Source organism: Melaminivora sp., from assembly GCF_032059615.1.
Classification (GTDB): Bacteria; Pseudomonadota; Gammaproteobacteria; order Burkholderiales; family Burkholderiaceae_C; genus Melaminivora.
This window is the reverse complement of sequence record NZ_DAMCAM010000018.1, coordinates 38,078-50,593: the sequence shown is the minus strand read 5'-3', so window position 1 is coordinate 50,593 and position 12,516 is coordinate 38,078. Positions and strand designations below refer to the sequence as shown.

Sequence of the window (12,516 nt, the reverse complement as noted above, 5' to 3'; positions counted from 1 at the left end):
GGATGAAGAACGGGATCGCCATGATCTCGAACTTCTCGATGCCGGTGAACAGCTTCAGCGCCACCGACTCCAGCGGCACGTCGGTGAAGCCGAACAGGAAGGTTAGGACGGTGAGGCCCAGCGAGATGGACACCGGCATGCCGGTGAGCATCAGCGTCGCCAGGATGATGAAGATGATGGCGGCGTTCATGTGCGGTCACCCGTGTTCTTGCGGTCGGCGTTGCCGGGGCGGTCCTCGTCGGGGTGCAGGTTGTCCTGCAGGTTGTAGAACTCGGTGTTCTGCGCCGCTTCCTCGGCCGGCGTCTCCTCCAGCCCGTCGACGTGGCCGTGGTCGTGGTGCGGCAGCTCGCCGGTGCGGACGAAGCCGACCAGCACCTGCAGGAAGCGGAAGCACATCAGGCTGCTGCCCAGGGGGATGGCGCTATAGACGATCCAGGTCGGCCATTCCAGGTCCGGCGTGGTCGGCCCCTCGATCAGCTCCTCGACGTTCATGCCGATGGCCTTGAAGATGGCGTAGTGCGCGCCGTTGTCCCAGACGAAGGTCGCGCCCATGCCGGCCACGATGCCGGTGAACAGCGCGCCGGCGGCCATGCCGAAGATGATGAACTTGCCGCGCGTGTCTCGGCCCATGCGGTTGATGAACACGTCCACGCCCACGTGGATGCCGGTGCGCACGCCGTAGGCGGCGCCGAACTTGGCCATCCACACGAACATGATGATGGTCAGCTCCTGCGCCCAGGTCATGTTGATGGACAGCAGCCAGTCCTGCAGGCCGGGGATGGCATAGCCCGCGGTGTAGCGGTGCAGCACCGCGACGAAGACGATGAGCGTGGCAGCGCCCATCAGGAAGGTGATCAGCCACTCTTCTAGGTGATCGAGGATTTTCATCATGGGATGGTTCTCCGCAGAGAAGGTCGGTGCGCGGTGCGGATTGCACGGCGAGGGCGCCCATGCGGGCGCCCTCCCTGGGCCGGAGGCGCTGCGCTAGCGCCCCGGCGGTCTTTCTTTAGCTCAGCTCAACAACGAGGCTCAGAGCTTCTTCGGGTCGAAGCCGGTGGCCTTGTACACGTCCTGGATGATTTCCTTGCCGATGCGGCCGGACATCTTGTCGTGCACCGGGATCAGCGCCTTCTTCAGAGCCGCGCGCTCTTCGGCGGTGGGCGTGTAGATGGTGGTCTTGCCGCTCTTCTTCACGGCTTCCATGGACTGATCGTTCTCGTCCTGGGCGATCTGGTTGGCGTAGGCCGTGGCCTGGCGCATGGCGTCTTCCAGCTGGCCGCGCACGTCGGCGGGCAGGCCGTCCCAGAACTTCTTGTTGACGATGACCGCATAGCCCAGGTAGCCGTGGTTGGTCATGGTCAGGTGCTTTTGCACCTCGTGCATCTTCTGCGTGTAGAAGTTGGACGGCGGGTTCTCGGTCGCGTCCACCACGCCGGTCTGCAGCGCCTGGTAGGTCTCGCCGAAGGCGATCACCTGCGGGATGCCGCCCAGGGCGCGGATCTCTTCCTCCAGCACCTTGGAGGACTGGATGCGGTACTTCAGACCCTTGTAGTCGGCCACGGTCTTGAGCGGCTTGTTGGCCGAGAAGACCTTGAAGCCGTTGTCCCAGAAGGCCAGGCCGGTGATGCCGCGCGACTGCAGCTTCTTCATCAGGTTGGCGCCCACCGCGCCGGTGGTGACCTTGTGCAGGTCGTCGCGGTTGTCGAAGATGAAGGGCAGGTCGAAGACCTCGAACTCCTTGACGCCCAGCGGGCCGAACTTGGCCAGCGACGGGGCCAGCATCTGCACCGAGCCCAGCTGCAGCGCCTCCATCTCTTCCTTGTCCTTGTAGAGGGCGCTGTTGGCGTACACCTCGACCTTGACCTTGCCCTTGGTCAGCTCCTCGGCCTTCTTGGCGAAGAACTCGGCGGCCTTGCCCTTGGGCGTGTCCTGGGCCACCACGTGGCTGAACTTGATCACCGTCTGCGCGTGGGCAGCGACGGCGCCTGCGGCCAGCAGTGCGCAGGCCAGAATCTTCTTCACCGGAAATTGCATGACAAGTCTCCTATGCATGGGATCACAACGCCGCGCAATGTAATGAAGGTGTTACGGCGTTGTAACTGTGGCCTTCCACAGCTAGGGCCAACCCGTAAGGGTTAACCCTGTCGCGTTCCTGCTGCCGCACCACGCATGCGCCGTATCCACTCCGCACCGATGCGCGCGGCCAGGGCCTCGTGCACGCCGCGCGTGGCGTGGCGCAGGCGCTGGCGCTGCACGGCGTCCAGCTCGTGGATGCGCGTGGCGCCGCTGGCGCGCAGCGCCGCCAGTGCCTGGTCGTTCTCGCGCTGGGCGATGGCGTTGCCCCAGGCCAGCGCTTCGGCCAGCGCCTGCTCGATCAGCGCGCGGTCGGCAGCAGCCAGGTGCTCCCAGAAGCGCTGGTGCACCACCAGGCAATAGCCCAGGTAGCCGTGGGACGTCAGGCTCAGGTCGGACTGCGCCTCGTGCATGCGCTGCGTCCAGAAGTTGGAGACGGGGTTCTCGGTACCGTCCACCACGCGCGCGGCCAGCGCCCGATGCGTCTCGCCGAAGGGCAGGACCACGGGGCGCGCGCCCAGGGCGCGCATCTGGTGGGCGATCACGCGCGAGGACTGGATGCGCACGCGCAGGCCCACGAAGTCCTCGGGCGCCCGCAGCGCCCGGTTGGCGCTCATGTGCTTGAAGCCATTGTCCAGGTAGCCCAGGCCCACCAGCCGCTGGCGCGCCAGCAGCGCCAGCAGCTCCTGGCCCACGGCCCCCTGCTTGGTGTGCTGCACCTGTTCGCCGGCGTCGAACAGAAAGGGCAGGTCGAACAGCTCGAACTCGGGAAAGCCGATGGGCCCGAACTTCGACAGCGACGGCGCCAGCATGTCCACCGCGCCCAGCTGCAGGGCCTGCATCTCGTCCTCGTCGCCGTAGAGCAGCGAGTTCGGGTAGATGGCGACCTGGATCTCGCCCTGGCTGAGCGAGCGCACGCGCTCGGCGAAATGCTCCAGCGCCAGGCCCTTGGGCGTGCGCCGCGCCACCACGTGCGACAGGCGGATGGTCACCCGCGCGGCAGGCGCCGCAGGCACGCGCGTGCCGGCCAGCCCCGCCAGGCCCAGGGCCTGCACGGCGCGGCGGCGGCTGAAGGCGGGGGCGCGCATGCTCGGTATTATGGCCAGCGCCCCCTCGCCCAGCGAGCGCGCACCGCCGCCCACCGCCGTGCCCATGACCGCCTCCCCGCCCCCGGACGATTTCGCGCTGCTGCATGCCAGCAAGCGCAGCCTGCCCGACCGCAGCCGCTGGACGGTGCTGTGGATGATGGGCCTGGCAGTGCTGATCGTCGCGGCCGTGCTGGCGCTGGTGTGGTATCTCGACCGCTTCGAGAGCGAGGAGGAGGAGCGGCGCCGCGGCGCCGATGCCCAGTGGCTCGAGCAGAGCGTGCAATTCCACTTTCGCCGCCTGGAGGACGACGTGGCCCAGCTGGCGCGCCAGGCCGCGCTCGACGGCCCCGGCTCGTGGCGCGCGCGCGAGCGGGCCGCCCCGGAGGGGCTGCCGGCCGGGCTGCTGTGGCGCGCACCGGGCGTGGTGGTCGCGCACGCCTGGCTGGCCGAGCAGCAGGGAGCCAGCGCCGGCGACATTGCCGCCTGGCAGGAGGACCAGCTGCGCAGCGAGTCCAACCGCCAGGCGCTGCAGACCCTGGAGGACATCGTGCGCGGCCTGCGCCGGGCCAGCTACGCCGGTCCCATGCGCGAGGCTGACGGCGGCAGCACCGACCGGGTCTGGCTGGCCATGCCGTATTTCGACGGCGCCCGCCTGGCGGGCATCTACGTGGTGCAGCTGGCAGTGCGCCAGGCGGTCGACGCCATGCTCCCGCCCTGGTTCCTGCAGAAGCAGGCCGTGCGCCTGGTGGTCGATGGCGAGCCGCCGATCACTGCCGCGCCGCAAGCGCCCCAGCCCTACCGCACGGTCATGAACCTGCCCGGCACGGACCTGCTGCTGGAGGTGGTGCCCCAGGGGCCGCAGACATCGCCCGCGCCGCGCATCTTCTTTCTGGTGGCGCTGCTGTTCCTGCTGGGCATGCTCGCGTCGCTGGCCGCGCTGCGGCGCGATTTCGGCAAGCGCCAGCGGGTGCAGCAGCGCCTGCAGGCCGAGGTGGCGCTGCGCACCGCCATGGAGCGCTCGGTCACCATCGGCATGCGCGCCTGGGACATGCAGGGCCACATCCTGTACGTGAACCAGGCGTTTTGCGCCATGCTGGGCTATACCAGCGAGGAGCTGCGCGGCAGGCGTGCCCCCCTGCCCTACTGGCCGCCCGAGCAGGCCGAACGCCTGGCCGAGCTGCATGCCAGCGTGATCCGCGGCGGCACGCAGCCCGGGGGCATCGAGGCGCAGTTCCGCCACAAGGACGGGCACCTGGTGGACGTGCTGATCCACGAGGCGCCCCTGACCACCGCCGACGGCACGCAGCGCGGCTGGATGAGTTCGGTACTGGACATCAGCGAGCGAAAGCGTGCCCAGCAGCTCGCCGCGCTGCAGCAGGAAAAGCTCGAGGCCTCGGCGCGCCTGGTGGCCGTGGGCGAGGTGGCCTCCACGCTCGCGCACGAGCTCAACCAGCCGCTGGGAGCGCTGTCGAGCTTTGCCAACGGCCTGCTCAACCGCCTTGAGCGCGGCAGCATCGCGCCGTCCGAACTCAAGGCCGTGGCGCAGCGCATGGCAGGCCTGGCCGAGCGCGCCGGCGGGGTGACGCAGCGCGTCAACGCCTTTGCCCGCAAGCGCGAGCTCAACCTCAAGCGCCTGGACCTGGCGCCCCTGGTGCGCCGCGCTGCGCGCTCGGCGCAGGAGGCGCACGGCCACGGCGCCGCCCTCGATCTGCAGGTGCCCGGCGAGGCCGTCCAGGTGCTGGGCGACGCCCTGCTGCTGGAGCACCTGGTGCACAACCTGTGCAGCAACGCGCTGGACTGGGCACGCCACGGCAGCGCGCCGCCGCAGGTGCAGGTGCGCCTGGAGGTGCGCGCCCAGGCGTTCGGCCACGTCTGCCTGTCGGTGGCCGACAGCGGCCCGGGCGTGCCCGAGAGCGCGCAGGCGCGCATCTTCGACGCCTTCTACAGCACCAAGGATGGCGGCATGGGCATGGGCCTGGCCATCTGCCGCTCCATCGCCGAAGCCCACCACGGGCGTATCCTCGTGGCGCGCGACCCGCTCCTGGGCGGCGCGCTGTTCACGGCCGAGCTGCCGCTGGCCGGCGACCCCCTCCCCACCTGCGAGCCATGACCGACAAGACCCTGCGCGACGTGGACATCCACATAGTGGACGACGACGCCGACGTGCGCGACGGCCTGGCCTGGCTGTTCGATTCACGCGGCTGGCAGGCGCGCACCTGGGCCGGGGGCGAGGAACTGCTGACCGCCGCGCGCCAGCGCCGCGGCGACTGGGGCCTGGCCGTGGTGCTGCTGGACGTGCGCATGCAGCCGCTGTCGGGCCCGGTCACCTTCGAGCGCCTCAAGGAGCTGGGCTGCCCCTGGCCGGTGCTGTTCCTGACCGGCCACGGCGACGTGGGCACGGCCGTCGAGGCGGTCAAGCGCGGGGCCTGGGACTTTCTGGAAAAACCCTTTCAGGACAACATGCTGGTGGACCGCGTGGAGCACGCCATGCAGGCCGCCCTGGCGCAGACCGACGCCGAGCGCGAGGAGCAGCGCCTGCGCCAGGCGCTGGCCTCGCTCAGCCCGCGCGAGCGCGAGGTGCTCGACGAGCTGATCCGCGGGCACTACAACAAGAACATAGCCGAGCACCTGGGCATCACCGCGCGCACCGTGGAGTTCCACCGGGCCAACATCTTCGAGAAGATGGGGGTGGAGTCAGCCATCGAGCTGGCGCACAAGCTCGGGCGCCTGGGACATGGCGCCGACCGGCGCTGAGAGCCCTGTCCCTTTGCGCCACTGCGCCGGCGTGCACCCCGTCCAGCGCCGGAACGCGCGCCAGAACACGCTGGGCTCGGCGTAGCCCAGCGACTGGCTGATCTCGGCCAGGGTGCCGCGGCCCTCGGCCACGGCCTGCAGGGCGCTGGCGCGGCGCACCTCGTCGAGCAGCCCGGAAAAACTCAGGTCCTCATCCCGCATGCGCCGCGCCAGCGTGCGCTCGCTGACCAGCAGCGCCTGGGCCGCCTGGGCCCGCGTGGGCAGGTGGCCGGCCTGCAGCGCGGCCTCCAGCCAGGCGCGCAGCTCCCGCACCAGGGCGCCGCCGGCGCTCAGGGCCGCCAGGCGGGCAGCGGCGTGCCGGCCGTGCAGGCGCTGGCTGAGCGCATCGGCCCGCGGCAGGGGCGCATCCAGCACGGCGTTGTCCAGCAGCACGCCGCTGAAGGCCTGCTCGAACGCCACCGGGCAGCCGAACGTCGCGCGGTAGCCGGCCAGCGGCCCCAGGCGCGGCTGGCTGAACTGCACCGACAGCGCCTGCACGGGCGCGCCCAGCACCCAGCCGGCGAAGGTGACCACCGCCGCCAGCACGGCCTCGATCTGGTGCGGGCTGAAGGCCAGCAGGCCCTGGCGCGGGTGATAGACCAGCCAGCCGGCGCCCTGTCCGGCGATGAGCTGGAAGCGCCCGCCGTCGCTGATCAGCCGCTGGTAGCGCTGCACGGCGGCGATCGCCTGGCGCAGCGTGGCCGAGGACTGCAGTAGCCCGTCCACCGAGCCAAAGCTCTGCGGCCCGGCCTGCAGGCCCACCTGCAGGCCGAAGCCCGGGTTGCCGGTAGCAGCCGCCGCCGCGCGCCACAGCCGGGTGATGTGGTCCATGGGCCAGCGCTCCTGCGCCAGCGCCCCGGGGGGCAGCCCAGCCTGCGCGAGCAGGGCCGCGCGCGACACGCCCTGGCGCTCGGCGGCGGCGAGCACCGTGTTTACCCAGCCCAGGGAGACCGTGGCCTGCAAAGTCAACGCGCTTGTCCTCCAAAGTCAAGCCTGCGCGCATCATAGGCGGCTAGTCTCCAGCCGGTGCCGCGCCACTTTCGGGCCCGCAGAGCCCGGCCGCCGGCACAAGGAGACAACAACCCATGACAGCAACGAAACAAACGGACGTGCTGGTCGTCGGCGGGGGGCTGGCCGGCATCGTGACCGCGCTGCAATGCCTGCGCGCCGGCCGGCGCGTCACGGTCGTCGATCGCGACACGCCCGAGCGCTTCGGCGGCCTGGCCCTGTGGGCCTTCGGCGGCATGGCGCTGGTGGGCACGCCGCTGCAGGCGAAGATGAAGATCCCCGACACGCCCGAGCGCGCGCTGGCCGACTGGATCCGCTTCGGCGAACTGCGAGAGGGCGACCGGCAGGCGCTGGCCTGGGCACGCCACTACGTCGAGCATTCGCGTGCCGGCGTGCACGACTGGCTGGTGCGCCACGGCATCAAGTTCATGCCGGCGGTCAATTGGGTCGAGCGCGGGCGCTTCGGCGACGGCAACAGCCTGCCGCGTTACCACATCGTCTGGGGCACCTCGCGCGAGCTGACCCGGCGCATGATCGCCCTGCTGCAGGAGGCCGACGCCGGCAGCGGCCGGCTCACGCTGCTGCACCGCCATCGGGTCACGCAGCTCGACCACGGCGCGGGTCGCCTGCAGGGCGCCGTGGCCGTCGATGAGACCCGTGGCGCCGAGGTGCGTCTGCAGGCCGACGTGGTGGTGCTGGCCATGGGCGGCATCAACGGCAGCCACGAACGCACGCGCGCGCACTGGCCGGTGGACCGCCCCCGGCCGGCCGCCATGCTCAACGGCGCCCACCCCTTTGCCGACGGCGCGCTGCACGAGGCAGCGGCGGGGCTGGGGGCCAGCGTGCGCAACGCCGGCGAGATGTGGAACTACGCGGCCGGCTTTGCCCACCCGCAGCCGCACTTCGAAGGCCACGGCCTGTCGGCCATCCCGTGCAAATCGGCCCTGTGGCTGGACCACCGGGGCGAGCGCATCGGGCCCGAGCCCCTGGTCACCGGTTTTGACACCCACTGGCTGTGCCAGCGCGTGGCCGAGCAGGAGCAGCCCTGGACCTGGCACCTTTTGAACTGGCGCATCGCGGCCAAGGAATTCGCCATCTCCGGCGCCGAGCACAACCAGCGCATCCGCGATCGGCAGTTCCCGCTGTTTCTCAAGGAAACCCTGCTGGGCAACCACCGCCTGGTACGCCAGATGCAGCAGGAGAGCCCGCACTTCCTGGTCGATGACACGCTGGCGGGCCTGGCGGCGAAGATGAACGCGCTCACCGGCGCGGAGCACGTGCGGCCCGAGACGCTGCAGGCCACGGCCGATGCGTTCGATGCCAACTTCGCCGCCGGCGGCACGCTGAAACTGCACAACGACGACCAGATCCGCCGCATCCTGCACGCCCGCCAGTGGCCCTCAGACAAGCTGCGCACCTGCGCGCCGGCGCCGCTGCAAAAGCCGGGTGCCGGCCCCTTCATCGCCATCCACATGCAGCTGATCACGCGCAAGAGCCTGGGCGGCCTGGCCACCGACTTGCAAAGCCGGGTGCTGGACGGCTCCGGCAGCCCCATCGCCGGCCTGTACGCCGTGGGCGAGGCGGCAGGCTTTGGCGGCGGCGGGGCCTCGGGTCGGCGCTCGCTGGAGGGCACCTTCCTGCCCGGCTGCATCCTGACGGCGCAGGCGGCAGCGGCCAGCATCGCCGCGGGCGGCTGACGGCGAGCGGCGCCGGGCACAGGCGATCACGACAAAAAAGGAGACGACACCATGCAGGGCGACATTGTTTCGGGCGTGCTCTTGCCGCTCATCCTGGCTTTCATCATGTTCTCGCTCGGCCTGGGGCTGACGCCAGCGGACTTCCGCCGCATCCTAGCGCAGCCGCGCGCGCTGCTGGTGGGCATGGTCTGCCACTTCGTGCTGCTGCCGCTGGCCTGCTACTTCCTGCTCAGGCTGACGGGCATACAGGGGGTGTTCGCCGTGGGCTTCATGATCCTGGCGGCCTGCCCGACGGGCAGCACCTCCAACCTGCTGACGTATCTGGCGCGCGGCGATGTGGCGCTGGCGCTGAGCTTCACCGCCGTGGCCAGCGTTCTGACCATCTTCACGCTGCCGCTGGTCGTGACCTGGTCGCTGGCGCATTTTCTCGGCGCCTCGCGCGCGGTGGACGTGCCGGTGGGCCTGATGATGGGCCAGGTCGCGCTGGTGCTGGGCCTGCCGGTGGGCCTGGGCATGTGGGCGCGTGGCGTGCGCCCGGCCTGGGCGCAGCGCTTCGAGCCGCGCGCCACGCGCATCGCCACGGTGCTGTTCGTGCTCATCGTGGTGCTGGCCGTGGTCAAGAACTGGGCGCTGCTGGTGGAGAACTTCGCCACGCTCACCCCCTTTGCCCTGGTGCTCAACCTCTCCATGCTGGCGCTGGGCTTTGCCATGGCCTGGGCTGCGCGCCTGCCATACCGCCAAGCGGTCACGCTGGGCATCGAGACGGCCGTGCAGAACGCGGCGCTGGCGCTGGTGATCGCCAGCAGCGTGCTCAAGGAGGATGCCATGGCCATTCCCGGCGCCGTCTATGGCGTGCTGATGTATGCCGGCGGCCTGCTGTTTGCCCTCCTCATGCGGCGCCTGGGCCGCGCAAGCGCGCCGGAGGCCGTCCATGCTGCCTGACCTGAGCTACCCGGCCACGGCGGGCGACTGGCGGGCGCGGGCGCGCCGGCGGCTGCCGCGCTTTCTCTTCGACTACCTCGACGGCGGCGCTGGCGCCGAGCAGACACTCGCAGCCAGCGTGCGTGACTTCGCCGCCATCCGCCTGCGCCAGCGCGTGCTGGTCGATGTCGGCGCCGTGGACACGCGCGCGCAGCTGGCCGGGCAGGACTGCGCTATGCCACTGGCTCTGGGCCCCATCGGCCTGGCCGGCATGATGGCGCGCCGCGGCGAGGCGCAGGCCGTGCGCGCGGCCAGCAGCGCGGGCGCGCCCTTCACCCTGTCCACCGTGGGCATCTGTGCGCTGGATGAGGTCTGCGCCGCCGCGCCGGCAGGCAGCCCGCCGCCGTGGTTCCAGCTCTACATGCTGCGCGACCGCTCAGCCGTGCGCGCCCTGCTGGACAAGGCCTGGCAGCTGGGCTGCCGCACGCTGGTCTTCACCGTGGACCTGCCCGCCACCGGCCAGCGCCTGCGCGACGTGCGCAACGGCCTGGCACACAGCGGCGCGCGCGCTGCAGCACTGCGCGCAACCCAGGTGCTGGCACGCCCCGGCTGGGTCTGGGACGTGGCGCTGCGCGGCAAGCCCCTCACTTTCGGCTGCCTGACCGAGCAGGTGCCCGGCGGGCGCGACCTGAACGCCTTCAAGGCCTGGGTGGACGCGCAGTTCGACCCCACGGTGACCTGGAGCGACATCGCCTGGCTGCGCCAGCACTGGCGCGGGCGGCTGCTGCTCAAGGGCATCCTGGACGCGCAGGACGCGCGCGCGGCGGTGGACGCGGGTGCCGACGGCATCGTCGTGTCCAACCACGGCGGGCGCCAGCTCGACGGCGTGCCCTCGACCATCGCCGCGCTGCCGGCGATTGCCGCCGCCGTGGGCGGGCAAACCGAAGTGCTGCTCGATGGCGGCGTGAGGAGCGGCACCGACGTCTTCAAGGCCCTAGCCCTGGGCGCGCGCGGCGTGCTGATCGGGCGCGCCTGGATCTGGGCGCTGGCCGGCGGCGGCGAGGCGGGGCTGCGCGAGCTGCTGGCCACCTGGCAGCGCGAGTTCACGCTGGCCATGATGCTGACGGGCACCACACGCGTGGCAGACATCGGCGCAGCGCAACTGGAGCCCGGGCCTGCCTGAAAACAGTCAAATCCGACTCGAACCCTTATGTATCAAGCACTGACAGCTATGCTTTCAGAAGAAAACCTAACCCTTGCAGCGGGAGGATTTCGCCATGAACGGCGCCCAAGCCCTGATCAAGACCCTGGCCGACGCCGGCATCGAGGTCTGCTTCTCCAACCCCGGCACGAGCGAGATGCACTTCGTCGCCGCGCTCGACACCGAGCCGCGCATGCGCGCCGTGCTCGCGCTGTTCGAGGGCGTGGCCACCGGCGCGGCCGATGGCTATGCGCGCATGGCCGGCAAGCCCGCCGCCACCCTGCTGCACCTGGGCTGCGGCCTGAGCAATGGCCTGGCCAACCTGCACAACGCGAGAAAAGGCAAGGTGCCGGTGCTCAACATCGTCGGCGACCACGCCACGCACCACATGCGCTACGACGCCCAGCTGCAGTCCGACATCGAGACCGTGGCGCGCAACGTCTCGCCCGACTTCGTGCGCACCAGCATGAGCACCGCCGAGCTGTGCCGCGACGCCGCCGAGGCGCTCACTGCCTGCATGGGTCCGCCGGGTGGCGTGGCCACGCTGATCCTGCCGGCCGACGTGTCCTGGGGCGAGGGCGGCGTGCCGCAGACCTGCCTGCCGCCGCCTCCGGCCCCGGCAGCCGACGCAGCGCGCGTGCAGGCCATCGCGCGTGCGCTGGCCGCCAGCGGCAAAAAGACCGCCTTGCTGCTGGGCGGCCGGGCGCTGCGGGGTGGCATGTTGCAAAACCTCTCGCGCATCGCCCAACACACCGGTGCGCGGCTGTTTGCCGAAGTGTTTCCGACGCGCATGGAGCGTGGCGCCGGCCTGCCGCACGTCGAGCGCATCGCCTATCTGGCCGAGCTGGCGTCGGTACAGCTGTCGGGCCTGGAGCATCTGATCCTGGTCGATGCCAAGTCGCCCGTATCGTTCTTCGCCTACCCCGGCAAGGACAGCGACCTGGTGCCGCGCGGCTGCCAGGTACACACCCTGGCCGCGCCGCATGAGGACGTGGCCGCCAGCGTGCAGCGCCTGCTGAACGCCACCGGCGCGCAGGCCGCGCAGCCGCTCTTGCAAGCGCCCCGGCGCCCCGAGCTGCCGCAGGGCAAGTTCACCGCCGACAAGGTCTGCAAGGCCATTGGCCACCTGCTGCCCGAGCGCGCCATCATCATGGACGAGGCGCAGACCAGCGGCATCATGCTGCCCATGTTCACCGCCGGCAGCCCGCGCCACGACCTGCTGACGCTCACCGGCGGCGCCATCGGCCAGGCCCTGCCCTGCGCGGCGGGCGCGGCCATCGCCTGCCCGGACCGCAAGGTACTGGCGCTGTCGGGCGACGGCTCGGCCATGTACAACCTGCAGGCGCTGTGGACCATGGCGCGCGAAAAGCTCGACGTCATCAGCATCGTCTTCAACAACCGCTCCTATGCCATCCTGAACGTCGAGCTGCAGCGCGTGGGCGCCGTGGGCGCGGGCGAGAAGGCGCGCAGTCAGCTGGACATCGGCGTACCGGCGCTGGACTTCGTGCAGCTGGCCGCCGGCATGGGCGTGCCGGGCACGCGCGCCACCACGACCGAGGAGTTCAATCGGGCGCTGGCGCACGCCCTGCGCACGCCGGGGCCGCACCTGATCGAGGCCGTGGTGCCGCCCACGCTCACGGGCATGAAGCTGCGCGTGCTGCCGCACCTGCTGGGCTCGCTCAAGCGCCTGCCCAAGCCGCTGGCGCAGGCACTCAAGCGTGGCATCGCGCCCTGA

The 12,516-nt window shown here is 70.9% G+C and carries 11 protein-coding genes; 6 read left to right on the top strand and 5 right to left on the bottom strand.

All coding sequences use genetic code 11. The features are described 5' to 3' along the window. The 4 genes from RT051_RS06045 to RT051_RS06030 all read right to left on the bottom strand — a co-directional run. Positions 1–190: TRAP transporter large permease subunit (locus RT051_RS06045; protein WP_313073632.1), on the bottom strand; the 190-nt coding region annotated here is incomplete at its 3' end. Next, entirely contained in the window at positions 187–888 is a 702-nt protein-coding gene (locus RT051_RS06040) for a TRAP transporter small permease (protein ID WP_313073648.1), read from the bottom strand. The genes RT051_RS06045 and RT051_RS06040, both read right to left, overlap by 4 nt. Before the next feature lie 141 nt (positions 889–1,029). Continuing rightward, positions 1,030–2,034, bottom strand: coding sequence for a TRAP transporter substrate-binding protein (locus RT051_RS06035; RefSeq protein ID WP_313073629.1), 1,005 nt, complete (start codon positions 2,032–2,034; stop codon positions 1,030–1,032). 101 nt (positions 2,035–2,135) lie between these two features. Next, positions 2,136–3,161, bottom strand: coding sequence for a DctP family TRAP transporter solute-binding subunit (locus RT051_RS06030; protein WP_313073627.1), 1,026 nt, complete (start codon positions 3,159–3,161; stop codon positions 2,136–2,138). Between RT051_RS06030 and RT051_RS06025 the strand changes: the two genes are divergently transcribed. Then, on the top strand, positions 3,160–5,271 hold the full coding sequence (locus RT051_RS06025) for a PAS domain S-box protein (RefSeq protein WP_313073624.1): 2,112 nt from the start codon (positions 3,160–3,162) through the stop codon (positions 5,269–5,271). The genes RT051_RS06030 and RT051_RS06025 overlap by 2 nt on opposite strands. Then, a complete protein-coding gene (locus tag RT051_RS14685) occupies positions 5,268–5,915 on the top strand; it encodes a response regulator transcription factor (RefSeq protein ID WP_409520554.1) in 648 nt (215 codons plus the stop codon). Before RT051_RS06025 ends, RT051_RS14685 begins: the two co-directional genes overlap by 4 nt. Here the strand turns inward: RT051_RS14685 and RT051_RS06010 are convergent. Next, on the bottom strand, positions 5,856–6,923 hold the full coding sequence (locus RT051_RS06010) for an AraC family transcriptional regulator (protein WP_313073623.1): 1,068 nt from the start codon (positions 6,921–6,923) through the stop codon (positions 5,856–5,858). The genes RT051_RS14685 and RT051_RS06010 overlap by 60 nt on opposite strands. 116 nt (positions 6,924–7,039) lie before the next feature. Here RT051_RS06010 and RT051_RS06005 point away from each other — a divergent pair, with 116 nt between their 5' ends. The 4 genes from RT051_RS06005 (at position 7,040) to RT051_RS05990 (ending at position 12,516) form a co-directional block, all read left to right on the top strand. Then, positions 7,040–8,659 (top strand): FAD-binding protein, encoded by a 1,620-nt coding sequence (locus RT051_RS06005; RefSeq protein WP_313073622.1) that lies wholly within the window; start codon positions 7,040–7,042, stop codon positions 8,657–8,659. Positions 8,660–8,710: 51 nt separating this feature from the next. Next, entirely contained in the window at positions 8,711–9,601 is an 891-nt protein-coding gene (locus tag RT051_RS06000; protein WP_313073620.1) for a bile acid:sodium symporter family protein, read from the top strand. Continuing rightward, on the top strand, positions 9,591–10,763 hold the full coding sequence (locus RT051_RS05995; protein WP_313073619.1) for an L-lactate dehydrogenase: 1,173 nt from the start codon (positions 9,591–9,593) through the stop codon (positions 10,761–10,763). The genes RT051_RS06000 and RT051_RS05995 overlap by 11 nt, the downstream gene beginning before the upstream one ends. 94 nt (positions 10,764–10,857) lie before the next feature. Beyond that, a complete protein-coding gene (locus RT051_RS05990; RefSeq protein ID WP_313073617.1) occupies positions 10,858–12,516 on the top strand; it encodes an acetolactate synthase large subunit in 1,659 nt (552 codons plus the stop codon).